General features: G+C 56.1%; 21 protein-coding genes. 8 read left to right on the forward strand and 13 right to left on the reverse strand.

Annotated elements, in window-relative coordinates:
• Positions 1-11: 11 nt before the first annotated feature.
• The gene (locus NR195_RS19275) at positions 12-689 is read right to left on the reverse strand and encodes an SDR family oxidoreductase (protein WP_256844826.1); all 678 of its coding nucleotides are present in this window, start codon (positions 687-689) and stop codon (positions 12-14) included.
• Positions 690-917: 228 nt separating this feature from the next.
• Here NR195_RS19275 and NR195_RS19280 point away from each other — a divergent pair, with 228 nt between their 5' ends.
• On the forward strand, positions 918-1,937 hold the full coding sequence (locus NR195_RS19280; RefSeq protein WP_033773085.1) for a LacI family DNA-binding transcriptional regulator: 1,020 nt from the start codon (positions 918-920) through the stop codon (positions 1,935-1,937).
• 58 nt (positions 1,938-1,995) lie between these two features.
• Here the strand turns inward: NR195_RS19280 and NR195_RS19285 are convergent, their stop codons facing one another.
• Positions 1,996-2,823 carry a hypothetical protein gene (locus tag NR195_RS19285; RefSeq protein WP_010253387.1) on the reverse strand — a complete coding sequence of 276 codons (828 nt, stop codon included), beginning with the start codon at positions 2,821-2,823 and terminating at the stop codon, positions 1,996-1,998.
• A gap of 1 nt (position 2,824) precedes the next feature.
• On the reverse strand, positions 2,825-3,022 hold the full coding sequence (locus NR195_RS19290; RefSeq protein ID WP_010253388.1) for a hypothetical protein: 198 nt from the start codon (positions 3,020-3,022) through the stop codon (positions 2,825-2,827).
• A gap of 292 nt (positions 3,023-3,314) precedes the next feature.
• Between NR195_RS19290 and NR195_RS19295 the strand changes: the two genes are divergently transcribed.
• Positions 3,315-4,301 (forward strand): aldo/keto reductase, encoded by a 987-nt coding sequence (locus NR195_RS19295; RefSeq protein WP_010253389.1) that lies wholly within the window; start codon positions 3,315-3,317, stop codon positions 4,299-4,301.
• A gap of 5 nt (positions 4,302-4,306) precedes the next feature.
• Here NR195_RS19295 and NR195_RS19300 read toward each other — a convergent pair whose 3' ends face one another.
• Positions 4,307-5,491, reverse strand: coding sequence for an NAD(P)/FAD-dependent oxidoreductase (locus tag NR195_RS19300; protein WP_010671506.1), 1,185 nt, complete (start codon positions 5,489-5,491; stop codon positions 4,307-4,309).
• A 243-nt stretch (positions 5,492-5,734) separates the two neighbouring features.
• On the opposite strand from NR195_RS19300, the gene pitA reads away from it, so the two are divergent.
• Positions 5,735-7,237 (forward strand): inorganic phosphate transporter PitA, encoded by a 1,503-nt coding sequence (gene pitA, locus NR195_RS19305; RefSeq protein ID WP_010253391.1) that lies wholly within the window; start codon positions 5,735-5,737, stop codon positions 7,235-7,237.
• A 38-nt stretch (positions 7,238-7,275) separates the two neighbouring features.
• Here pitA and uspB read toward each other — a convergent pair whose 3' ends face one another.
• A complete protein-coding gene (gene uspB / locus NR195_RS19310) occupies positions 7,276-7,611 on the reverse strand; it encodes a universal stress protein UspB (RefSeq protein ID WP_010253393.1) in 336 nt (111 codons plus the stop codon).
• Between the two features lie 416 nt (positions 7,612-8,027).
• On the opposite strand from uspB, the gene uspA reads away from it, so the two are divergent.
• Complete coding sequence (uspA, locus tag NR195_RS19315) at positions 8,028-8,465, forward strand: universal stress protein UspA (RefSeq protein WP_010253396.1); 438 nt, start codon at positions 8,028-8,030, stop codon at positions 8,463-8,465.
• 50 nt (positions 8,466-8,515) lie between these two features.
• Here the strand turns inward: uspA and rsmJ are convergent, their stop codons facing one another.
• Positions 8,516-9,262: a 16S rRNA (guanine(1516)-N(2))-methyltransferase RsmJ gene (rsmJ, locus tag NR195_RS19320; RefSeq protein WP_033785702.1), complete on the reverse strand. Its 747-nt coding sequence runs from the start codon at positions 9,260-9,262 to the stop codon at positions 8,516-8,518.
• 8 nt (positions 9,263-9,270) lie between these two features.
• Positions 9,271-11,313, reverse strand: a complete 2,043-nt coding sequence (gene prlC, locus NR195_RS19325) for an oligopeptidase A (RefSeq protein ID WP_010253402.1) — start codon at positions 11,311-11,313, stop codon at positions 9,271-9,273.
• A 430-nt stretch (positions 11,314-11,743) separates the two neighbouring features.
• Here prlC and NR195_RS19330 point away from each other — a divergent pair, with 430 nt between their 5' ends.
• Together NR195_RS19330 and NR195_RS19335 are read left to right on the forward strand one after the other, a co-directional pair.
• Positions 11,744-12,586 (forward strand): 23S rRNA (adenine(2030)-N(6))-methyltransferase RlmJ, encoded by an 843-nt coding sequence (locus NR195_RS19330; protein WP_008926315.1) that lies wholly within the window; start codon positions 11,744-11,746, stop codon positions 12,584-12,586.
• Positions 12,587-12,646: 60 nt separating this feature from the next.
• Complete coding sequence (locus tag NR195_RS19335; protein ID WP_256844842.1) at positions 12,647-13,465, forward strand: CPBP family intramembrane glutamic endopeptidase; 819 nt, start codon at positions 12,647-12,649, stop codon at positions 13,463-13,465.
• Here NR195_RS19335 and rnz read toward each other — a convergent pair.
• A complete protein-coding gene (gene rnz, locus NR195_RS19340; RefSeq protein ID WP_256844827.1) occupies positions 13,462-14,373 on the reverse strand; it encodes a ribonuclease Z in 912 nt (303 codons plus the stop codon). The two genes, NR195_RS19335 and rnz, sit on opposite strands and share 4 nt — an antisense overlap.
• 128 nt (positions 14,374-14,501) lie before the next feature.
• On the opposite strand from rnz, the gene gorA reads away from it, so the two are divergent.
• Entirely contained in the window at positions 14,502-15,854 is a 1,353-nt protein-coding gene (gorA, locus tag NR195_RS19345; RefSeq protein ID WP_045139536.1) for a glutathione-disulfide reductase, read from the forward strand.
• A gap of 284 nt (positions 15,855-16,138) precedes the next feature.
• Here gorA and NR195_RS19350 read toward each other — a convergent pair whose 3' ends face one another.
• The 5 genes from NR195_RS19350 to NR195_RS19370 all read right to left on the reverse strand — a co-directional run bounded on the left by NR195_RS19350 (position 16,139) and on the right by NR195_RS19370 (position 22,259).
• The gene (locus NR195_RS19350) at positions 16,139-16,531 is read right to left on the reverse strand and encodes a helix-turn-helix domain-containing protein (protein WP_233600687.1); all 393 of its coding nucleotides are present in this window, start codon (positions 16,529-16,531) and stop codon (positions 16,139-16,141) included.
• A gap of 1,109 nt (positions 16,532-17,640) precedes the next feature.
• Entirely contained in the window at positions 17,641-18,537 is an 897-nt protein-coding gene (locus tag NR195_RS19355) for an alpha/beta hydrolase (RefSeq protein WP_022623984.1), read from the reverse strand.
• Between the two features lie 744 nt (positions 18,538-19,281).
• Positions 19,282-19,626 carry a hypothetical protein gene (locus NR195_RS19360; protein WP_033780939.1) on the reverse strand — a complete coding sequence of 115 codons (345 nt, stop codon included), beginning with the start codon at positions 19,624-19,626 and terminating at the stop codon, positions 19,282-19,284.
• 22 nt (positions 19,627-19,648) lie between these two features.
• Positions 19,649-20,995 carry a sodium:proton antiporter gene (locus tag NR195_RS19365; RefSeq protein WP_010253425.1) on the reverse strand — a complete coding sequence of 449 codons (1,347 nt, stop codon included), beginning with the start codon at positions 20,993-20,995 and terminating at the stop codon, positions 19,649-19,651.
• 61 nt (positions 20,996-21,056) lie between these two features.
• Positions 21,057-22,259 (reverse strand): MFS transporter, encoded by a 1,203-nt coding sequence (locus NR195_RS19370; RefSeq protein ID WP_010253427.1) that lies wholly within the window; start codon positions 22,257-22,259, stop codon positions 21,057-21,059.
• Positions 22,260-22,352: 93 nt separating this feature from the next.
• Here NR195_RS19370 and NR195_RS19375 point away from each other — a divergent pair, with 93 nt between their 5' ends.
• The gene (locus NR195_RS19375) at positions 22,353-23,321 is read left to right on the forward strand and encodes a LysR family transcriptional regulator (RefSeq protein WP_033766585.1); all 969 of its coding nucleotides are present in this window, start codon (positions 22,353-22,355) and stop codon (positions 23,319-23,321) included.

Here is a 23,321-nt window from a genome sequence, read left to right on the forward strand (position 1 = left end):
CCCGCTTCAGCCTACCACTGCAGTTGCTGGCCGGCGTAATCGACATAGTGATGACCACCACGACCGCGCCACTGGATCAGCTGCTGGACGATACCGGCGGCACTCTCTTCTGCCGTCAGGGGCGCACTCTCGCCGCCCATATCCGTTTTCACCCAGCCGGGATGCAGCGTCAACAGCGTCCCGCTCTGCGCTTCCACTGCCGGAGTCAGCGTGCGGCTCAGCATATTCAGTGCGGCTTTGCTGGCCGAGTAAATCGGCATCTGCGCCTCCGGATTTTCATTCAGGCTGCCGAGCTGAGATGAGGTCAGCGCCAGCACGCCTTCCTGTTTCAGCAGCGGCAACAGGATCTCTGCGCTGCGAACAGGGGCTATCGCATTGGTCAGGAATAGCTGCGCCAGCGCCTGATCGTCACTCTGCGACACTTTCTGGTGCGCAGGCCCGGAAATCCCGGCGTTAATCAGAATCGCATCGAACGATTTGCCACTGAGCTGGCTGGCAAACTGCTGAACCGCTAATGAGTGGGTCATATCCAGCGGATGCCAGTGAATGTCTGGCCGGTTACCCTGCTCCGGGATGCCACTGCGATGCGTGGCCGTGACCTGCCAGCCCTCATCGGCAAAGGCCTGCGCCACCGCCAGACCGATACCGCGTGAAGCACCAATAATCAGAACCTCTTTTTGCTGAGCCATATTCATTCCTCGTTGATTGTCTCGTCACAAGCTTAACGGTAAATCTGCCCAGGCAGCGGCCAGTTGTGCTTTTTAGCCAGACGACCGCACTGCAGGTAAAACCCCACGGCGTAGCGCTGTTGATGGTTTTCCATCATTAAATCGCTTTATCTTTTACTTTTAACCGGTTAGAAGAGATAAACAGTCTGACAGGCAGCAGTCAATTTGCCATTTTCGCATGGAGTCTGAATGAAAAAGCTCACCTTAGAGGTGGTGGCAAAAATGGCAGGCGTCGGGATTGCGACGGTCGATCGGGTGCTGAATGAGCGCGGCGGTGTCTCCCTGGAGACCAGCCGTAAAGTCCTGAAAGCCGCGCGCGAAGTGGGACTGAAGCGTCTGCTGCCAGAGGAGTACCAGCATCCGTGGCAGATTGAGGTGTTCCTCAGCAATAACGGCTCATCCTTTTTTCAGCAGCTCACCACCCATTTCAGCGAGGTCGCCAGTCAGCTTGGCTATCGCCGCCTGAAACTGCACAAAACCCTGGTGGCCGAAGCGCAGCCTGAGCAGCTGGCGCAAAGCATTATCGCCCGCAGCAGCACCCGCGACGGCATCATTGTTTTTGCGCATGACTCGCCGCCCATCTATCGGGCACTGGCGCTGTGCCGCAGCCGCAATGTGCCGGTGATCACCATCGTCACCGATCTGCCCGATGCCGACCGCTTGTGTCATGTTGGTATCGACCAGTATCAGGCGGGACGCACAGCCGGACTGCTGATGAGTAAGACAGTGAATCAGCCCGGCGACATTATGATGGTCAGTGGCCGTTTTGATTACCGCGCCCATCGTCAGCGCATCGCGGGATTTCGTGAGGCCATGGAGCAGCGCGCGCCGCAGCGTCATCTGCGTGAAGTGCTGTCGGGTCAGGATCAGCGGGAAACCATTCGCAGTGAACTGGCTCGCCATCTGCGTCCGTCGCAGGCAATTGCAGGGGTCTATAACACCGGCATGGGGAATAGTGATGTCAGCGACACCCTGCGCGCCCACCAGCTGCTGGGTAAATGCACCTACATCACCCATGAGCTTTATGATGTCACCCGCCAGCTACTGCTGAACGATGAAGTGGCTTTTACCCTGGATCAGCATGCTCAGCAGCATGCCCGTTTAGCGATTGATCTGATGCTGAGTCATCTCGAAACCGGCTATCAGCCAGATGTCTATCAGGCGGGGAAAGTGGCCTTTCGGCTGTTTACGGCGGAAAATATGGTGTGAGGTGGAATCTGTTTCCCCTGATGAAGCGCTGTCATTAAGGGAAACAGATCGGGCTCGATTAACCCGCGGCATCCCGGCTTTTATCGTCCGGGCTGTCCGCATCGTCATTACCCTGGCTCTTCTCCACTTCCTGCGGATGTCCCATCGAAAGCGCAGCCGCACTGGCCGGGTCGAACAGCGACAGACTCTCAATCTGGTCAACCATGATCACTTTACGGAACGACATCGCATCTTTGGGTTTCGAGTCGAGCGTGATGTCGTGCTCGGCGTACCACTTGCTGTAGTTATGTTCCACCGCCAGCTTCAGCGTCTTGCTGTCGCGATATCCGCTCAGCATCGGGATCAGCACGATATTTTTGGTGCTCTCATATTCAAAAGTCGAAGCATGAATCATGCCGATGTAAATGCGGCGCGACTTCATTGTAATCCACGCCAGTTCGCCCTCTTCCATGCACTGAAATAACAGTTGCTCCACACCATTAGAGCGTGACAGCTGCTGATAGAGGTCTTTACGACCGGAAACGTTCAGTCGTGCACTGCCTGCCCAGTTTGAGCGGTAAAGGCAGAGAAGAATGGCAAAGGTGAGCATGATCACCACGGGAGCCTGGATGCCCAGGAAACTCCAGTTCATAAACTCCACCTGCCACTTCAGGTGGACGCCGGGGATCATCTGGACGGCGTTGGCGATGCCGGAGATACAGAGCAGCACCAGCCAGATGATACCGGTCGCAAACACACCCTGCAGGACGAAAATACAACCGTAAAGCGCGACCAGGAAATAGACATCCCAGCCCGACGAACGACGGATTTTAAAGCGGCTGTTCAAATCACGGCTGGTGTACCAGTAACCACTGACCATCAACACCATAAATATTGCGGTACCCACCTCACACTCCCTTTAACGTATTCACGTGGCGGGCAAAATCTTCATGGACTTCCTCGCTCAGCGTGTTGACCGAGATATTGCCGTTTTCATCAATAATGATGCGCTCACCTTCAGCGATCGAGTCGTTGATATCCTGACGGGTCATGATCTGCAGAAACTTATCCGGACTGGCAAAGACCGACTTAACAAATTTAAACATGGCGATCCACTTGTTGGCCTTAAAATTGAAGTATGTGACCGAATCCACACTCTCGCCTGTTTAATTTCGGGTGAAATTTCTTAAAATCAATTAATTAGCGAAGCGGTAGTCACCTTGCCCATGCCGTTTTCCGCTGAAATCTTCAACGTAACCAGCAGCATGGCGTAGCAGCATCGTATTTTTACCGTGCAGGTCTGCAACGACGTCACATCGCCTCTCTGCCAGGAAGCGCTAAGCTCATTGGTTAGCCGCTTTCTGTCACCCTGTCTGAAACGCATCGAGGAATGTTTGCATGAAACTACGAACACTGGGCCGTACCGGTCAGCGCGTCTCCGAAATTGGCTTTGGCGCATGGGCCATTGGCGGAACCTGGGGGGAAGTGAGCATGGAGGATGCCAAAGCCGCGCTGAATGCTGCGCTGGATGCGGGCATTACCTTTATTGATACCGCCGATGTCTATGGCGATGGCCGTTCCGAAAAAATCATCGCAGAGGTGCTGAATCAGCGCGGCGGTGAACGTCCGTTTGTGGCAACCAAGCTGGGGCGTCGCCTCTCGCCACATGTGGCTGAAGGTTACAATGCTGAAAACCTCAACGCCTTTATTGACCGTTCACGCGAGAACCTGCAAACCGACACGCTGGATTTAGTGCAGCTGCATTGCCCGCCGACCGAGGTCTACTACAACCCGGACGTCTTTGCGGTGATGGATGAGATGGTCGCTGCCGGAAAAATCCGTCACTACGGTGTCTCCGTTGAGAAAGTTGAAGAAGGTCTGAAGGCGCTGGAGTTTCCAAACGTCTCGTCAATTCAGCTGATCTACAACATTTTCCGCCAGCGTCCGGCTGAACTGCTGCTGCGTGAAGCGAAACGCCGTGATGTGGCGATCATCGCCCGTGTGCCGCTGGCGTCGGGCCTGCTGACCGGCAAAATGCGTGCCGACAGCGTGTTTGCCGCTGACGACCACCGCACCTTTAATCGTAATGGCGAAGCGTTCGATAAAGGCGAGACCTTTTCCGGCGTACCTTATGAGGTGGCGCTGGAGGCGGTTGAAGAGATTCGCCGCTTTGTCACTGGCGACACCACCATGGCGATGTTTGCCCTGCGCTGGATCCTGATGAACGAAGATGTCAGCGTAGTGATCCCTGGCGCGAAAAACCGCGAACAGGCTGAAGCCAATGCCCGCGCCAGCGATGTCGATGCGCTCTCTGCAGATACGATGGCGGCACTGAAACAGATCTATCAGGAGAAGATCGCGCCTCACGTGCATCAGCGCTGGTAAGCGCCTTACAACGCCTGGGCGCAGGCCCAGGCGGAACTCCACGCCCACTGGAAGTTATAGCCGCCCAGCCAGCCGGTGACATCGGCCACTTCACCAATAAAGTAAAGTCCCGGCACCGCACGCGCCTCCATCGTTTTCGAGGAGAGCTGTGTGGTATCCACGCCGCCCAGCGTCACTTCAGCAGTTCGATATCCCTCGGTACCGTTTGGCTGAATGCGCCAGGCGTGCAGCGTCTGCGCCAGCTCGGTTTGCTGTTTGCTGTTGAGCTGCTTCAGAGTGATATCCGGCACCACCTTCAGCGCCTGCAATACTTCCACCAGACGCTTCGGCAGGATTTTCGCCAGGCTGTTCTTCAGGCTGAGATTAGGGTGTGCTTCACGCTGCGCCGTCAGAAACGCCTCAAGCGGCGTGGCAGGCGACAGATCGATAGTGACGAATTCTCCGGGTAGCCAGTAGCTGGAGATTTGTAACACCGCCGGGCCGGAGAGGCCGCGGTGGGTAAACAGCATCGCCTCTTTGAAGCGGGTGCCATCCTGCGCATCGATAGTGGTCTCCAGCGCGACGCCTGACAGCGTCTGCAACTGCTCCAGCAGCGGCTTGTGCAGGGTAAAAGGCACCAGCGCCGCCCGCGTCGGAAAGACGCTCAGCCCGAACTGCTCCGCTATTTTATAGCCAAACGGCGTGGCGCCCAGGCCTGGCATCGACAGACCGCCGCTGGCGATGACCAGCTTCTCCGCCTGAACCGTGCTGCCGTTAAGTTGCAGGGTATAGCCGCTTTCATCGCGCGCCACGCTGAGCACTTCACTGCGCAGCCGCAGGGTGACATTGCCTTTGTCACATTCGGCCAGCAGCAGATCGACAATCTGCTGGGCGGAGTCGTCGCAGAAGAGCTGGCCCAGGGTTTTCTCGTGCCAGGCGATGCCGTGGCGATTAACCAGATCGATAAAATCCCACTGGGTATAACGCGCCAGCGCCGATTTACAGAAATGAGGATTGTGCGACAGATACGCCGCCGGTTCGGTGTAGAGATTGGTGAAGTTGCAGCGGCCACCGCCAGACATCAGAATTTTACGTCCCGGCTTTTTGCCGTTATCCAGCAGTAACACGCGGCGTCCCCGCTGCCCGGCCTGGGCGGCGCAGAACAGCCCTGCGGCACCGGCACCAATGATGATAACGTCAAACTGTTCCACTACGACTCGCTCACTTAACTGGAAAGGCGCAGATTGTAGTGATCTGCTCACTGAGACGCCAGCGTCAAAAAAATGCCGCAAATGTGTCATATTGTATCTGTCTAATATCTAACCCTTTTTCTCTGAGTTACCCTTACGCCTTACATCGAAAGGTTAAATTAGCGCTATATTTTCCTTTCCCATACAGCACGTTGTCGCGGATAATGCGCCGCGTTCATGTCCTCCAAAAATGGCGTAACGTTTATGCTACATCTGTTTGCTGGTCTAGACCTCAGTACTAGCCTGTTATTGGTTCTTGCCCTGCTGTTTGTATTGTTTTACGAAGCGATCAACGGTTTCCACGACACGGCCAACGCAGTTGCGACGGTCATCTATACGCGTGCCATGCGTGCCCAGCTTGCTGTGGTCATGGCGGGTGTATTTAACTTCCTTGGCGTGCTGCTCGGTGGATTGAGTGTCGCTTACGCTATTGTTCATATGCTTCCCACCGATCTGTTGTTAAATGTTGGATCGGCTCACGGTCTCGCCATGGTGTTTTCTATGCTGCTGGCCGCGATTATCTGGAACCTTGGCACCTGGTATCTCGGTCTGCCGGCATCCAGCTCCCATACGCTGATCGGCGCCATTATCGGTATCGGTCTGACCAACGCCCTGATGAGCGGAACCTCGGTGGTTGATGCGCTCAACATCCCGAAAGTGCTGAACATCTTCCTTTCTCTGATCCTGTCGCCGATTGTCGGTCTGGTGATGGCGGGTGGCTTAATCTTTATACTGCGTCGCTACTGGAGCAATACCAAAAAGCGTGCGCGTATTCATATGACGCCTGCTGACCGTGAGAAGATCGACGGCAAGAAAAAGCCGCCGTTCTGGACCCGTATCGCCCTGATTGTTTCGGCAATTGGCGTGAGTTACTCCCACGGTGCGAATGACGGTCAGAAAGGGATCGGCCTGATCATGCTGGTCCTGATTGGCGTGGCACCTGCTGGTTTCGTGGTGAATATGAATGCCTCCGGTTACGACATCACGCGAACCCGCGATGCAGTCAATCACCTGGAGCAGTATTATCAGCAGCATAACGCCTCGCTGACCCATATCATCCAGATGGCACCGCCTAAGCTGCCAACGCCGGAAGAAGTGCCAGCAACCAGCCCGCAGGAGTTCCACTGTGACAGCGCGCGCGCATTACAGGCGGTACAGGGTGCGCAGGTGTTGCTGAATAACCTGCAGAGCTACGATCAGCTGACGGTTGATCAGCGCGGTCAGATGCGTCGTCTGCTGCTGTGTATCTCCGATACCGCCGATAAAGCGGCCCGTCTGCAGGAAACCTCGCCAGATGACAAACGCTTCCTCAATAAGCTGAAAAGCGACCTGCTTGGCACCATCGAGTATGCGCCTATCTGGATTATTGTGGCCGTCGCGCTGGCGCTGGGCATCGGCACCATGATTGGCTGGCGTCGTGTTGCCACCACCATTGGTGAGAAGATTGGTAAAAAAGGCATGACCTATGCGCAGGGAATGTCAGCACAGGTGACAGCAGCGCTGTCGATTGGCGTCGCCAGCTATACCGGCATGCCCGTCTCCACCACGCATATCCTCTCCTCATCGGTTGCCGGTACCATGCTGGTCGACGGTGGCGGGCTGCAGAGCCGGACCATCAAGAACATCGCCATGGCGTGGATCTTCACCCTGCCGGTTTGTATTCTGCTGTCAGGTTCGCTCTACTGGATTGCCTTAAAACTGGTGTGATGCCAGCTAAAAAAAAGGGCGACGCAAGTCGCCCTTTTTTAATGCCAGATCGCCAGCGCCACCAGACTGATGACCACCAGTCCGCACAGCGCACTGGTCAGCATAAACTGCCCACGCACCCGCTCGCAGCGCCGGATAAACTCATCGTCGTGATGATCAAGATAGCGCTTTGCCCAGATATAAGTGACCAGCCGCACCTGCTTGCTCGGCTGGCCATGAGAGGTGAAAAAACCCGCCCCATCGACATACTGATACAGCAGCGGATCACAACCGCGTAAGACCGCCAGCAGAGCGCGCAGGGATGAAAAATAGCGCGCCATATTCACGATACACACCACGCAAAGCGCCCAAAAAAGCGCAATAGTGCTGATCATATTCTCCCCCTCCCGGCTGGAATCGCAGCAACAGGCCCAGCGTCAGACACTGAGTCCACCTGCAGAAATAACCAGCCACTGAATCACCGGACTGCGAAAGTTTTTCGACCCCCTGAGCGGTTGCGAATCGGACCGCCTTTTTTCAGTGTAGGAGAAATCTTTACATTTTTTCCAACGATGATTTTCGTTCAGCGCGAGTAAATCTGGCATAGCCTTGATCTTATTCATAAGCCAGGCGGCAACGGCAGCATTTACAGTGGGAGAAGGCTATACTGAGGACATAACAACATCATCACCTGCAATGCAGGTAGACACTTTGGTGGCGCTCATCGCCCGCTCGCGCAAGGGATTTCGCTAAGCTGTGACGCGGCAGGAACACCGGATGCCATCCTTAACCTCGTGAAAGGAGTTTTATCATGGCTTATAAACATATCCTGATTGCAGTAGACCTTTCTCCCGAAAGCCAGTTGCTGGTGGATAAGGCCGTCTCGCTGGCTCGTCCGTACGATGCCAGAATTTCCCTGATTCACGTTGATGTCAATTACTCCGACCTCTACACCGGCCTGATTGATGTCAACTTAGGGGATATGCAGAAGCGTATCTCTGAAGAGACGCATGCGGCGCTGAAAGGGTTGTCAGATGCGGCGGGCTACCCGATCAGTGAGACGCTGAGCGGCAGTGGCGACCTCGGCCAGGTACTGGTTGACGCGATCAGAAAATATGACGTTGACCTTGTAGTATGTGGTCATCATCAGGATTTCTGGAGCAAGCTGATGTCCTCAGCCCGTCAGCTGATCAACACCGTGCATATCGACATGCTGATTGTGCCGCTGCGCGATGAAGACGAGGCGTAATTTCGCCGTATAAATGATTAAAGCCGGCGCAGAGCCGGCTTTTTTATGCTTTAAAGCGGTGGGTAAATATCAAAGCGATGGCTTTTGGTTACCACGGCCGCCTGCGTCACAATACCCGCCAGCGGCGGTGCATAGTCTGGCCGTTTAACCACGATGCGTTTCTTCGCCAGCCGGCGAGCGGGTTCCAGTAATGCGTCAGCATCTTCATCCGGCCCCACCAGCGACTGAAACACCCGCATCTCCTTTTTCACCAGCGCACTTTTCTGGCGATGGGGATACATCGGATCGAGATAGACCACATCCGGCGGCGGCGTGATATCCCCCAGCGCCTGCGCGCTGGCCGCATGAATCAGCGTCAGCCGATCGCGCAGCCAGGGGCCAATTTCCGCATCCTGATAACCGCGCTGCAATCCATCTTCCAGCAGCGCAGCGACAACAGGATGACGCTCCAGCATTCGCACCCGGCAACCCAGCGCCGCCAGTACAAACGCATCTCGTCCCAGCCCGGCGGTGGCATCGACCACATCCGGCAGATAACCGCCTTTGATGCCGACCGCTTTGGCGACGGCTTCGCCGCGTCCACCGCCGAAGCGACGGCGATGGGCCATCGCGCCAGTGACGAAATCAACAAAAATGCCGCCCAGCTTTGGCTCATCACGCTTGCGCAGTTCAAGGTGCGTCGCGGTCTGCACCAGCGCCAGCAGTGCGTCTTCATCGTGCTCCAGCTGCCAGCGCTGCGCTAAACGTGATAAGGCGCCGTCTCCGGCGCCTGATTCATCGAGCAAACAGATTTTCACGAACCGACTTATCCCTGAATGCCGTAATGTTCCAGCATCGCATCGAGCTTCGGTTCACGGCCACGGAAGCGTTTGAACAGTTCCATCGGCTCTTCAGAACCGCCACGGGTCAGGATGTTATCCAGGAATGACTGACCGGTTTCACGGTTGAAGATGCCCTCTTCCTCGAAGCGGGAGTAAGCATCCGCCGCCAGCACGTCTGCCCACAGATAGCTGTAGTAACCCGCCGCATAGCCACCCGCAAAGATGTGGCTGAAAGCATGCGGGAAACGGCCCCATTCCGGACCCGGAACCACTGCCACGCGGCTTTTCACTTCGCGCAGGGTTTCCAGAATCTGTGCACCTTTCTCCGGATTAAACTCGGTGTGCAGGCGGAAATCGAACAGGCCGAACTCCAGCTGACGCAGGATAAACAGCGCAGCCTGATAGTTCTTCGCCGCCAGCATTTTATCCAGCAGCTCTTTCGGCAGCGGTTCGCCGGTTTCAAAGTGGCCCGAGATAAAGGCCAGCGCATCCGGTTCCCAGCACCAGTTCTCCATGAACTGGCTTGGCAGTTCGACTGCATCCCATGGCACACCGCTGATACCGGAGACGCCAGGCGCTTCGATACGGGTCAGCATGTGATGCAGGCCGTGACCAAACTCATGGAACAGGGTGATCACTTCGTCATGGGTGAACAGCGCAGGTTTGCCTTTCACCGGACGGTTAAAGTTACAGGTCAGGTAGGCAACCGGCTTCTGCAGGCTGCCATCGGCTTTACGCATCTGGCCGACGCAGTCATCCATCCAGGCACCGCCACGTTTATGTTCGCGGGCGTAGAGATCGAGATAGAAGCTGCCGCGCAGTTCGCCGGTTTCATCGAACAGATCGAAGAACTTCACGTCAGGATGATAAACCTCAACGTCGTTACGCTGCTTCGCCGTGATGCCGTAAATGCGTTTCACCACTTCAAACAGACCGGCGACCGCACGCTCTTCCGGGAAATAAGGGCGCAGTTGCTCATCGCTGATGGTGTAGAGATGCTGCTTCTGCTTTTCACCGTAATAGGTGAGATCCCACGGATTAAGCTCGGTCACGCCGTGCTCTTTACGGGCAAAGGCGCGCAGCTGCTCCAGCTCTTTTTCACCCTGCGGACGGGCGCGTTCCGCCAGGTCATTAAGGAAGTCGATTACCTGGGACGGGCTTTGCGCCATTTTGGTCGCCAGCGATTTATCGGCGTAGGAGTCGAAGCCCAGCAGCTGTGCCAGCTCGTGACGCAGCGCCAGCTCTTCCGCCATGATTGGGCCGTTATCCCACTTACCGGCGTTCGGACCCTGATCGGAGGCGCGCGTCGCATAGGCGCGATACATCTCTTCACGCAGCGCAGCGTTGTCGCAGTAGGTCATGACCGGCAGATAGCTTGGGATATCCAGCGTCAGCAGCCAGCCTTCCTGCTCTTTGGCTTCAGCCTGTGCTTTAGCCGCCGCCAGCGCGCTTTCCGGCATACCGGCCAGCTCGCTTTCATCGGTAATCAGCTTGCTCCAGCCCATGGTGGCATCGAGCACATTGTTGCTGTAAGCCGAGCCCAGCTCAGAGAGGCGCGCGGCGATTTCGCCGTAGCGCTGCTGTTTATCTTTTGGCAGGCCGATGCCGGAGAGTTCGAAATCACGCAGGGCATTATCGACCGCTTTCTTCTGCGCCAGATCCAGTGCAGCGTACTGATCGCCCTCTTTCAGGTTGCGATACGCCTGATAGAGCCCTTCATGCTGACCAACCCAGGTGCTGTATTCAGAGAGCAGCGGCAGCGTCTGCTCATAGGCTTCACGCAGCTCCGGGCTGTTTTTTACCGCATTTAGGTGGCTGACCGGTGAGAAGATACGGCTCAGGCGATCGTCAGTTTCCGCCAGCGGCTGAACCAGATTATCCCAGGTATACGGCGCACCCTGCGCCACGACTTTTTCGACTTCTGCGCGACAGTGGCTCAGCACTTCCGTCACGGCAGGCACCACATGTTCAGGCTTAATGGCAGAAAAAGGGGGTAGCGTAAAAGATGTCAGTAGCGGATTGGTCATAGCGCAGTCCTTTATAGATGTATGGGGCGCAGCGGGTCGCGCAACGCAATCTAAGTAACATGCGGCTTAGTGTAGCGAAAATCAATGGCAGCCAGGATGAGGTGGGGAAGAAACGCGCGAATAGCAGCACGCAAGATGCACGCTTTTATCTCATGCACGTAATGCTGGCTGGCAGGTCGGGGAGGATTTGCGGTCGCTTTCCGTGACTGCGTGCCGGGAACCAGACGCCCCGCCCTGAGCGGCTTGCGGTAATCCCGATTTGTTATCACGCTTCTGGCCCATCAACAGGTCATCCCTGATATAATCGCGGATTCTCATGCTTTTCCTGCGTCGGTTGCTGTGCGTCGTTCTGTGGGTAATACGTGAGGTAATAATTGGTATAAATTGATTTTCCATCAATTAAAACCTTATACATTCAACAGGATAAACAATGCTGAGTTATCGCCATAGCTTCCATGCTGGCAACCACGCCGACGTGCTGAAGCACACCGTTCTGAGCCTGATCATCACGGCGCTGAAAGAGAAAGAGAAACCGTTTTTCTACCTGGATACCCATGCGGGCGCAGGCCGCTATCAGCTTAGCGGCGAGCACGCCGAGCGTACCGGTGAATATCTGGAAGGCATCTCACGTATCTGGCAGCAGCCCGATGCGCCGGAATTGCTGCAACCCTATTTTGATGCGATTCGTGCGCTGAACCGTAGCGGCACGCTGCGCTACTATCCGGGTTCGCCACTGATTGCCCGCCATCTGCTGCGTGAAGATGACAAACTGCAACTCACTGAGTTGCACTCCAGCGACTATCCGCTGCTGCGTAACGAATTCAGCAAAGACAACCGCGCCCGCGTCGATCGTGCCGACGGTTATCAGCAGTTAAAATCGAAACTGCCACCGCCGTCACGTCGCGGTCTGGTGCTGATCGATCCGCCGTATGAGATGAAAAGCGACTACCAGGCAGTGGTGAAAGGGATTCAGGAAGGCCATAAACGTTTTGGCACCGGCGTCTTTGCGTTGTGGTATCCGGTGGTTTTACGCCAGCAGATCAAACATATGCTGCGCGACCTGGAAGCGACCGGCATTCGCAATATTCTGCAAATCGAACTGGCGGCCCGTCCGGACAGCGATCAGCGCGGCATGACCGCCTCCGGCATGATCGTGATTAACCCGCCGTGGAAGCTGGCCCAGCAGATGAATACCCTGCTGCCGTGGCTGCACCAGAAACTGGTTCCGACGGGTACCGGCCACTACGCGGTTAACCAGATCGTACCCGAATAACTCTCTTTGTCTTCTACGCCGCTCACTACCGGTGCGGCGGCGTTGTACCAGGTCTTTACCATGTGGATCATACTGGCTGGCGCGCTGGCCGCGCTGCAACCGGCCCGACGGCTGGCATTATTATTACTGGCGCTCGCCACACTGCTGGGTTTTTATCAGGACGTGTTAGCGTGGCCGGTGCTGCTGCTGTTTACCGGCACCGCCGCTGTGGTGGCACTCCGTATTTATGACCGTGACCATCATCGACGACAAATAGTGACCGAAGCGCTGCTGGTGCTGATCGCCATCGGGTTGCTCCTCCATCTTTTTCCAGGCTTTAATAATCCCCTTAAGGCAGAGGATGTGCAGGCCGGACCGCACAGCGTGCCTTTCAGCTTCGGGTTTAACTTTGATAAAGCGCTTATTCCTTTTGTACTGCTGGCCTGCCTGCCGACGCTGTTTCGCGCGCCTGCCACGCCACCACGCTATCGACTACCCGCCGCACTGGCGCTGATCGCCGCCATTCCGCTGCTGCTGTACTGCGCGGTATTATTGGGCGGATTAGCGTTTGAGCAACATACGCCGGACTGGCTGGGCCCATTTATGCTCGCCAACCTATTCTTTGTTTCGCTGGCGGAAGAGGCCCTGTTTCGTGGCTATCTGCAGCAGCGATTAAAGCAGGTAGTAGGCGGCATCTCTGCGCTGTTACTGAGCGCGCTGCTGTTTGGTCTGGTGCATCTGAGCGGCGGCCTGTTGCTGGTGATCTTCGCCACCCTGGCCGGGCTGTTATATGGGCTGGCGTGGCACTGGAGCGGCCGCTTATGGCTGGCGACCGCCCTGCATTTTGGCCTTAATCTGACCCATCTGCTGTTTTTCACTTATCCCGCACTGCATCATTAGAGGTTAAAAACCGCCAGATCCCAGGCCAGCTCGGTGCAGGGAAAAATCGTCTGGCACTCCGCCAGCAGGCGGTTCATGTCTTTTGCCAGATAGCGTGAACTGAAATGGGTGGCGATCAGGTGTTTTGCCCCGGCGCGTTTTGCCACTTCGGCGGCCTGCAGTGTGGTGGAGTGCCCGCGCCCGTTGGCTTTTTCCACCATCGCGGCCTCCAGCGTGGTTTCATGCACCATCAGGTCAACATTGGCCGCCAGTTGCAGCGCGACCTCAGTAGGTGCCGTATCGCCAAAGATAGCCAGCGTTTTGCCGGGTGTCGCGGGGCCAAGATAGTCAGCACCGTTGATTACCCGCCCATCTTCCAGCGTCACGCATTCACCCTGCTTCAGCTGCTGAAACCACGGGCCGCGTGGCACCCCTTCCGCTTTCAGCCGGGCGGCATCCAGCAGGCCGGGTTTGTCATGCTGTTCAATGCGATAGCCAAAACACTCCACCGTATGGCTCAGCGGCCAGGCGCTGATACGAAACTCACCGTCGTCCAGCGTCCAGCCCGCCTCAATCTCAACAATGGTCAGCGGGTAGTCGGTGTAGGAGCCGCTGATCGACAGCGCCGTCTCAACAAAGGTTTTTAATCCCCTGGGGCCATAGACCGTCATCGGTGTGGTCAGCCCGGCCATTGACCGGCTGGTGAGTAATCCCGGCAGCCCGAAAATATGATCGCCATGCAGATGGGTGATAAAAATCTTATCCAGCTTGCCCGGTTTGAGGCTGGAGCGCATAAACTGTAATTGTGTGCCTTCCCCGCAGTCGAACAGCCAGGTTTCACCACTCAGCGCGCGGGTAAAAGCAATAGACGTGACGTTACGTTGCAGGCTGGGAGCACCGCCGCCGGTGCCGAGAAAAGTAAGGTGCATGGTATGCTTCCCTGTAAGCGAGTGAAAAAACAGAACCCTATTACAATCATAGGCGCAAACTTTGCGTCATTTCGACCCGCAGCGTTACACTCAACCCCAATTTTTTATGCAACCGGATGGATACTTCAATGACCCGACATTTCGACTATCTCGCCATTGGCGGCGGCAGTGGCGGCATCGCCTCAATTAACCGTGCGGCTATGTATGGCCAGAAATGTGCCCTGATTGAAGCGAAAGAGCTGGGCGGCACCTGCGTGAACGTGGGCTGCGTGCCGAAGAAAATCATGTGGCATGCCGCGCAAATCGCCGAAGCGATCCATCTCTACGGACCGGATTATGGCTTCGACACCACCGTGAATCGCTTCGACTGGGCCACACTGGTGAAAAACCGAAGCGCCTACATTGATCGCATCCACAACTCCTATGACAACGTGCTGGGTAAAAACAAAGTTGAAGTGATCAAAGGCTTTGCCCGCTTTGTCGATGCGCACAGCGTTGAAGTCAACGGCGAGATTATCACGGCTAACCATATTCTGATCGCCACCGGCGGTCGTCCGGTCCACCCTTCTATTCCGGGTGCAGAGTACGGCATTGATTCCGACGGTTTCTTTGAGCTGGACGCGCTGCCAAAACGCACTGCGGTCATCGGCGCAGGCTACATTGCGGTTGAGCTGGCTGGCGTGGTTAACGCGCTGGGATCGGAAACGCACCTGTTCGTCCGTAAACACGCGCCGCTGCGCAGCTTCGATCCGCTGCTTACCGAAACGCTGGTCGAAGTGATGAACAGCGAAGGCCCGGCGCTGCACACCGAATCTATTCCAAAAGCTGTGATTAAAAACGGCGATGGCAGTCTGACGCTGCAGCTGGAAAACGGCAGCGAATATACCGTGGATTGTCTGGTCTGGGCGATTGGCCGTGAGCCCGCCAACGATACCCTGAATATTGACGCCGCTGGCGTCGCGCTGGACGACAAAGGCTACATCAAAGTCGATAAATTCCAGAACACCAATGTGTCAGGCATCTACGCCGTGGGCGACAACACCGGTGCGGTTGAGCTGACGCCGGTTGCGGTCGCGGCGGGCCGTCGTCTCTCTGAGCGTCTGTTTAACAACAAACCGGACGAGCATCTGGATTACAGCAATATTCCGACGGTGGTGTTCAGTCATCCGCCGATTGGTACCGTGGGACTGACCGAACCGCAGGCACGGGAACAGTATGGCGACGACCAGGTGAAGGTTTATAAATCGTCATTTACCGCCATGTACACTGCGGTAACCCAGCATCGTCAGCCGTGTCGCATGAAGCTGGTCTGTGTGGGTGCAGATGAGAAGATTGTCGGCATTCACGGTATCGGATTCGGCATGGATGAGATGCTGCAGGGCTTCGCTGTGGCGCTGAAAATGGGTGCCACTAAAAAGGACTTCGATAACACCGTGGCGATCCATCCGACCGCCTCCGAAGAGTTCGTGACGATGCGTTAATTCCCTGAACAGAATGCTATTGGGAAAAACTGGTCATCAGGGCCAGTTTTTTCCTGCAACTGCGCTCAACGAAAATTAATGCGCCCGCTGACGCGAAATGTAAAACCTGCGTTTCTCTTCATATTATCAACACCCAGCAAGAGCCAGGCTGATTAACAGCGTAAAAACCGAACCGACAGTAATTAAATCCATTTATATATGAAATTATTTAATGACTACCGATTATATTCACAGGCCCGGCGTCCATTTCCACAGGATTATCGTTAGTGAATTTATCGCTGTGCTTAATGAATGCCTGAAGTGATACGACTGCTAAATAACCTCTCCACGCTGTCGCTTTTGAGGAGATAGCCTTTCTTCGAAACTCTCAGGATCACATCATCACTTAAACCCAGAAAAAAGAACTTCGACTTTAAATTAGACATAACCTGCCAGACCCGCTGCGTAGAAGAACTCAGTCCATGTTTATCCCAGACGTTCTCCATAAGTTCCGAATCCGTGACAACATCAATAGTGGCATTTTCAAAAAGATACTCTAATACGTGCGACATGGTTTTTCTCAGGATGATATCTTCACCATACCCATTCAGACAAATTAGTCGCTTTGTCTTGTGTAAATAAACCACGTTCCCTTCAATAAGATAGCCAATAAAATTTACTTCATTACCCGGTAGCATGAGGTTCTCCAGAACAATGATGAAAACAAGATAATAACTTTTATTCAGGTATTTAAAAAACATCCCTTCATTATTTGTACATCACTTTTTAATCAGCCCTGGCCACGCCTTTCCATTGTTCCTGGTCTGTAATAGCGATGCCTCGATGATCGTCATGCATATAACCCTTTGCTGTGTGTTAAAATCCAGACTATCCACCTCGCCACATCGTTAAGAAAAGTAATAATAAAATAGGTATATTTTGACGGAGAAGCAGGCTGACCTTAAAACGCATCTGACAGAATGCAATATTGTTGTTGCTTATCATCACCGGAATAAAAAGCTCAAACATTTCTTAGATAAATCAGAAACCACCGATGAACTGACCAGGATGGATTGCTGTCTGATTTGCCTCCTCTTATGCGTGGCCGTTATGAAATCATCTAACGTTAACGAAGACAATAAAGTGGGATTTTTATTTTAGTTCAAAACTTACGGTTTTTATCACGACCATCTGTAGCAGAATCGGCCAAAACAAAGCTTAAAAGAAGAATCACTTTGGATTGAAAGACGATTGCGTCATCCGAAAACGCCCGCTTCAACGCTTTCATTAGTTTTTTTATAATCCATAAGATCTGATATTTCTGGCCAATTTTTGATCTGTATCAACTGGCAATATATCGGTAGAAAAAGCGAAATAATAGCGGAAAAACAGAAGCAAAAGATATGAGATCGGAATGTTCTTTACCCGGAAATCAATCAGATCCGTTTGTTTATTAAGATAATTATTAAAGAGTCCTTATTTAGCTATTTCGTATCGTACTAACGGCAGGGAATTGTCATCTTATTGTATACAGAGTCAGAAATAAGCGTGAGTGCCCCTTAGCTCCGTATACCCTCGTTAACGTGATAAATAAGAATGAGTTATTAATGCGCCCTGACCTGTCAGCCTAGTCCGCTGATAGCAATATTGAGGGGCTGGGTCTGGCTCTGGATCGGGAGATTTAAGATGGCAGAGGGCGCAGCATTAACCGGGACCGGGACAAAGGGTCACCTTCGATCTGGTGACCTTGCGCCAGGCAGGGGGAGAACGGATCCCCCGGTGCAGTCTTGCACCGCGCCAGTGCAACTCAGCTCACGCGATCCAGCCAGCGAACATAAGCCTGATCCCATAGCGCCGCTGGCGTGCCCGCCTTGCCAAGGCCAAAGCCATGCCCGCCTTTGCTGATCTGAATCAGCTCAACCGGCACACGATTACGGCGGCAGGTATCGCGCATCAGCTCGGTGTTGAACGGATTTGAGGTGTGATCGTCCTCGGCCTGCGCCAGAAACGTCGGCGGATATTGCCGGGTTACGTAGTTCTGCACTGACCAGTTCGCCTCATCCTGCGGCGTGGCATTTTTGCCGACCATCATCAGATGGGTATTGGTGTGCTGATAAGGCGCTTCCAGGGTGATGACCGGATAGATCAGACCCACGCTGTCGACTTTGGGCACCACTTCATCCAGCGGATCGATGGCCGGATAGGATTCAAAGTCCGGACGCGCCGCCGCCAGCCCCAGCAGATGCCCACCTGCCGAGAAGCCCAGCACATGCACCTTGCGCTCAAAGGATCGCACCAGCCGGATGGCACGCTGCGCATCCTGCAGCGGTGCCAGCCGCCCCGCCTGCCACTTCTCATGCGGCAGCCGGTAGCTGAGCACATAGGCGGTATAGCCATTGGCATTGAGCCAGCGCGCGACCGGCCAGGCTTCGCGTCCCATGCCGATCCAGCGATAACCGCCACCCGCTGCAATTAATACCGCTTCGCCATTGGGATTTTCCGGTTTAAAGCGCTGAATCGCCGGGCTGACGATATTTGACCAGGAACCGGTGCTGTTAATATGCAACTGGCCCGATGGGCCGCCGCCGCCGGGCGGATCGTCCGGCCAGAGGGGAATAATGTCATCGCGGGCAAATATTTTGCCAGTGGTCATGGAGAGCCCGAGCGCTCCCGTGCCGAGAATAAAGCGTCGACGCGTAATCATAATGCCTGTTATGTGATACCAGAAGAGTGAGCAAACCGTTGCGGCAGGCTGCAGTAGAATCAACAGATGCAAGTCGGGTGCCATGGCTGGCGATTATGTACGCAATGGCCCCTGAAAAGCCATAAAAAAACGCGCCCGGCAGGCGTAATGTCAGTCAGTTAAGCGACAGGTGATAACGCAGTCTGGTGCCGGGCAGGGGCTGGCGGTCCTCGCGCCGCTGCGCGGTTCCTTCACTTCATTCCTCTGCCTGACGGACCGCCGGGGATGGCACATCCTGTGCCGCCCCGCCTTTCGCCCGCGTCCTGCGGGCTCTCCTGGCAGACTCATTCTGTTCAGCGCTGCGGATTACCTGCCCCTGCCCGGCCCCAGCCTGCTCTGAAACTTCAGCGTGTATTGTTAAAAAGGGCACGAAAGTGGAGGCCTGAGCGCCTCTGCTGCTGAAAGGGCTATCCGCATCGCTGAGGCGTGACGGCGGGCCAGAAGTCCACGCCGGGAAGCGTGGACAGTTCGGGGCCGTCCAGGGAGGGCCGATCCCCGAACGGTTCGTCGGCACGACGTCAAAGCCGAAGGTACCGCGTGAGCGGCGCGAGGACGGCCCGGCAGCAGCAGAGGTGCGCTGGCCCGCACTGCGGCTCGCTCGCCCGGAAAAAAAGCTGCCACGTTTGACCGTGACAGCCTTTACAAATTTAATCTTAACTGATCAGTATTAGCCCGGCAGGCGCGTTTTTATTTAATCCGATGCGGTTAATCTTCCTGCTGGAACTGCGCCATCACGGCCTGCTCACACTGCTGTTCGTTAACGCGCAGTTTGGCACGCTCATCATCTCCCAGCTGCAGCCAGGCACTGGCCACTTCACGCGCGGACTCTTCATCGAACTCGGGCTGATTCATCGCCGATGACGACTGACTGCGCGCCACGGTGGACTTCATCTGGTCGACATATTGATCCGCGCTGGCGACCTTTTTCTCGCCGCTGACAATGTGGCACAGCTGACTGGCATAAACATTCTGCTCAGTGTCAGCCTCGTCCGCCGCCAGCGCGCTGCCGGTGGCGAGGATGCTCAGCAGCACTATCTGAGTTACTTTCATTCTTAACTCCTGTTAGTTCGGGTTAAACCTTACGCTGAAGGGCTTCAAGGCGTTTCTGACGCCAGTTCAGCAGCGGCGACACGGTGGTGCCGTGGACCACCACGCTGCAGACCACCAGCGTTAACGCCATATTGGTCATAATTTCCATCTGCGGGCCTTCCATACCGTGCGTCCAGGCATAGGCGATGTAGTTCAGACTGCCAATCCCGCGGATGCCCAGCCAGCCAATCAGCAGACGCTGCCCCAGCGGCAGTCCGGCGCGCAGCGTCACCAGCCAGACGGCCAGTGGCCGCACCACCACAAACAGCACCAGGCCAATCAGCACGCCGTAGATGTTCCAGTGTTGCGCCAGCGTCACGCCCAGCACCACCATCATGCCAGCCGCCAGTAAACGTTCAATAGTATCGCCAAAAGAGAGGGCGTCGCCTACCACAAACCCGATCGACTTCACCATATTGTTGTCGCCCTGATGCGCCAGGCGTTTATTAGGGTTCACCAGTGCTTCAGAGGGCAGCACGCGCTCGTCGTCAGAGAGATCGTCCGGCTGATGGCGACGGAATACGCCCATCTCAGCACGGCGTAATCCCAGCCCGGCGGCGAAGGCAGCCAGGAAGCCGGAGGCACCCAGCCACTCCACCAGTGAATAACTCAGCGCAATCAGCGCCAGCGCCAGGAAATCATTGGGTGCCACATCGCCATTGGCATTGCGCAGTCGGGTCGCCAGCAGGCCAATCAACTGCCCCAGCACAAAACCGATGATCAGACCGCCGCCAATTGCCCAGAGCACCTCGACCGCACCCCAGTGCCCCAGCATCGCCACGCTCAGGCTTTCGCCATTAAACAGCAGCAGCGCCAGCATCAGCAACGGCAGCGCGGAACCATCATTCATACCCGCTTCGCTGGAGATTGCCACGCGCAGCGAGTCATCATCCTGCGCATCGTTGACCGAGATTAAGCTCGCCAGCACCGGATCGGTCGGCGCAACAATAGCACCAAACGCCAGTGCAATCGGCCAGTCTAATCCCACCAGGAAGTGCGACAGCAGGGTCATCGCGGCCACGGTCAGCAGCATGGCGGGAAAAGCCAGTTTCAGCCCGGTGTGCCAGCAGTTATTTTGCAGCGGCTGACGCAGCTTGAGGCCGGTGATGAACAGCGAGGCAGCCATGGTGATTTCAGTGATGTGCGCCACGGCTTCGGAATGGGTAACAATATCGATGTGGATAACATCAAATCCCCACGGGCCGCACAGCATGCCCGCGATAAGGAACAGACCAAATGAGGTGACTGGCCCCCGGTGAATCCAACCGGAAGCCAGCGACATCAGCAGCAGAAGGCCGCCCGTCGCTGCTGTCCAGGCTAAAAAGTTCATAACACTCCAGATTATTTCGGGTTTATGAATAAGCCTGGCACATTTTTTGACGGGCGAGGTGTCAGTTTTTCAGGTGTCGACTGGCGAAGCGGACCGCCAGCGCGGCTGCACCGGCTAAGGTCGAGAGCGCAACCACGCCATTCCAGCCCCAGTGTGCCAGCGCCAGACTTCCCAGCGCCGCACCGGTGGCCATACCGATAAACACCACGGTAAACAGCAGCGCATTCAGGCGACTGCGTGCTTCCGGCGCCAGGCCATAGACCAGCGTCTGATGCGCCACCAGCGTGGCCTGCACCCCTAAATCGAAGCCGATGGTGCAGAGGACAATCAGCGCCAGCTGGGCTGGCATTGGCAGTAGCGGCAGCAGAAACATCAGCGCAAAGGAGATCGTTACCAGCGCGGCGCCAGCCTGCGTGACCCTTGCCGGACCGATGCGGTCAGCAAAACTGCCCGCCAACGGTGCCGCCATGGCACCCGCCGCACCGGCTAAACCAAACGCCCCGGCCACGGCACTGTCCAGATGAAAGCGGTCGCTGAGCATTAACGCCAGCGTCGACCAGAAGGCGCTAAAACCCACTGACAACAGCCCCTGAGCCAGTGCGGCACGACGCAGCGTCTGATGGTGACGCCACAGGTGCACCAGCGACAGCAACAGGCGCGGATAGCTCACCGAGGTGCCTGGCGCGAAACGCGGCAGTACCCGCCACAGCGTCAGCGTAATCAGCAGCACCGCTAGCGCGGCAATCATATACATGGTGCGCCAGCCGAAATACTCTGCCACCACCCCGCTGACCACCCGCGACAGCAGGATGCCCACCAGCAGCCCGGTCATCACCGTGCCGACTGTTTTACCCCGGCTGCGTTCCGGCGCCAGCGCCGCCGAAGCGGGCACAATATCCTGCGCCACCGTGGCGGTCAGGCCGGTGATAAAACTGGCAATCAGCAACGCGCTGAGCCCACCGGAAAAACCACACAGCAGCAGCGCCGCCACCAGCATTAAGCCTTTGATAAAGATAATGGTGCGCCGGTCATGGCGATCGCCCAGCGGAGCCAGCAGCAGGATGCCCAGCGCATAGCCGGCCTGGGTCAGCATCGGCACCATGCCGACCGCGCCGATGCCAGCGTTAAACTGCTTGCTGATGATATCCAGCATCGGCTGGCTGTAGTAAATCGACGCGACGCTGAGTCCGGCACCGGCGGCCAGGGTAAACACCAGCGGCGCAGAGAGCGGTTCATTTTGAGTCTGGGTCTGTATGGCTGACATGCTGTAATCCTCATCATTTCGTCCTGCCATTAAAGCGCATTGCGGTTATACGCGGTAGACTGACATCAGGCAAAACCGTTATACGTGGTGCGTATGAACAATCCTAACAGCAGCGATCGCATCGATCTGATGCAGACTTTTATCCGTATTGTGGAGAGCGGCAGCTTATCCGCCGCCGCCGCGCAGCTCGGCACGACACAACCCACCGTCAGCCGCCGACTGCAGAGCCTGGAGCAGCGGCTGGGCCTCAAGCTTATCCTGCGCACCACCCATGCGCTGAAGCTTACCGATGATGGCGAGCGCTGCTACGCCCAGGCGCGGCAGCTGCTGGCGACCTGGCATGCGCTGGAAGATGAGCTGACCGGGGCCAGCGATGACCCGGTCGGTACGCTGCGGGTTCGCGCCCCACACGCCTTTGGTCAGGATCAGCTGATCGCCCCGCTGGTGGACTATCTGCACCGCTACCCCCGGCTCAATATTGAGTGGATGCTGAATGACCGCACGCCCGACTTTATGGCAGAGAATGTGGACTGCGCCATTCAGGTCGGTGCGCCAACCGATCCTTCGGTGGTGGCGATACTGCTGGCAGAAGTGCCACGTATTGTGGTGGCCGCCCCGCACCTGCTGGCGCAGCAGCCGCCGATTGAGCGGGTTGAACAGCTGCGCGACCTGCCGTGGCTGGCACTGACCAGTTTTTACCGTAACGAAGTGGCGTTGCAGAAGATTGACGATGGCCAGCCGGTGAACCTGGCGATTACGCCCCGGCTGAGCAGCGACAGTTTATATGCGGTGCGTAAAGCGGCACTGGCGGGGATGGGAGCCGCGATCGTCTCGTCCTGGGCGGTGCAGGAAGATCTGGCGGATGGCAGCCTGGTTCAGCTGATGCCTGCGTGGCAGGCACCGCCGCTGCCGGTGTGGCTGACCTATCCCTGGGCGAGTTACTACCCGGCCAGGCTGCAACACTTTTTTGCCATGATCAAAGAGGTGATGCCGCAGCTGGCGGGCACGCGTCCGGCCTCACAGCCAGCGGGTCGTTCAGGGGGAACAGAGCGGAAAGGGTAA

Origin of the sequence: Pantoea sp. Ft-CA_14, assembly GCF_024520875.1 — a bacterium.
GTDB classification, from domain to species: Bacteria; Pseudomonadota; Gammaproteobacteria; order Enterobacterales; family Enterobacteriaceae; genus Pantoea; species Pantoea agglomerans.

Bases quoted from the DNA above. Each gene is read 5' to 3' on its own strand.
- NR195_RS19275 (WP_256844826.1), bottom strand. From the start codon at position 689: ATGGCTCAGCAAAAAGAGGTTCTGATTATTGGTGCTTCACGCGGTATC.
- NR195_RS19280 (WP_033773085.1), top strand. From the start codon at position 918: ATGAAAAAGCTCACCTTAGAGGTGGTGGCAAAAATGGCAGGCGTCGGG.
- NR195_RS19290 (WP_010253388.1), bottom strand. From the start codon at position 3,022: ATGTTTAAATTTGTTAAGTCGGTCTTTGCCAGTCCGGATAAGTTTCTG.
- NR195_RS19295 (WP_010253389.1), top strand. From the start codon at position 3,315: ATGAAACTACGAACACTGGGCCGTACCGGTCAGCGCGTCTCCGAAATT.
- pitA (WP_010253391.1), top strand. From the start codon at position 5,735: ATGCTACATCTGTTTGCTGGTCTAGACCTCAGTACTAGCCTGTTATTG.
- uspB (WP_010253393.1), bottom strand. From the start codon at position 7,611: ATGATCAGCACTATTGCGCTTTTTTGGGCGCTTTGCGTGGTGTGTATC.
- uspA (WP_010253396.1), top strand. From the start codon at position 8,028: ATGGCTTATAAACATATCCTGATTGCAGTAGACCTTTCTCCCGAAAGC.
- prlC (WP_010253402.1), bottom strand. From the start codon at position 11,313: ATGACCAATCCGCTACTGACATCTTTTACGCTACCCCCTTTTTCTGCC.
- NR195_RS19330 (WP_008926315.1), top strand. From the start codon at position 11,744: ATGCTGAGTTATCGCCATAGCTTCCATGCTGGCAACCACGCCGACGTG.
- NR195_RS19335 (WP_256844842.1), top strand. From the start codon at position 12,647: ATGTGGATCATACTGGCTGGCGCGCTGGCCGCGCTGCAACCGGCCCGA.
- rnz (WP_256844827.1), bottom strand. From the start codon at position 14,373: ATGCACCTTACTTTTCTCGGCACCGGCGGCGGTGCTCCCAGCCTGCAA.
- gorA (WP_045139536.1), top strand. From the start codon at position 14,502: ATGACCCGACATTTCGACTATCTCGCCATTGGCGGCGGCAGTGGCGGC.
- NR195_RS19350 (WP_233600687.1), bottom strand. From the start codon at position 16,531: ATGCTACCGGGTAATGAAGTAAATTTTATTGGCTATCTTATTGAAGGG.
- NR195_RS19355 (WP_022623984.1), bottom strand. From the start codon at position 18,537: ATGATTACGCGTCGACGCTTTATTCTCGGCACGGGAGCGCTCGGGCTC.
- NR195_RS19360 (WP_033780939.1), bottom strand. From the start codon at position 19,626: ATGAAAGTAACTCAGATAGTGCTGCTGAGCATCCTCGCCACCGGCAGC.
- NR195_RS19365 (WP_010253425.1), bottom strand. From the start codon at position 20,995: ATGAACTTTTTAGCCTGGACAGCAGCGACGGGCGGCCTTCTGCTGCTG.
- NR195_RS19370 (WP_010253427.1), bottom strand. From the start codon at position 22,259: ATGTCAGCCATACAGACCCAGACTCAAAATGAACCGCTCTCTGCGCCG.
- NR195_RS19375 (WP_033766585.1), top strand. From the start codon at position 22,353: ATGAACAATCCTAACAGCAGCGATCGCATCGATCTGATGCAGACTTTT.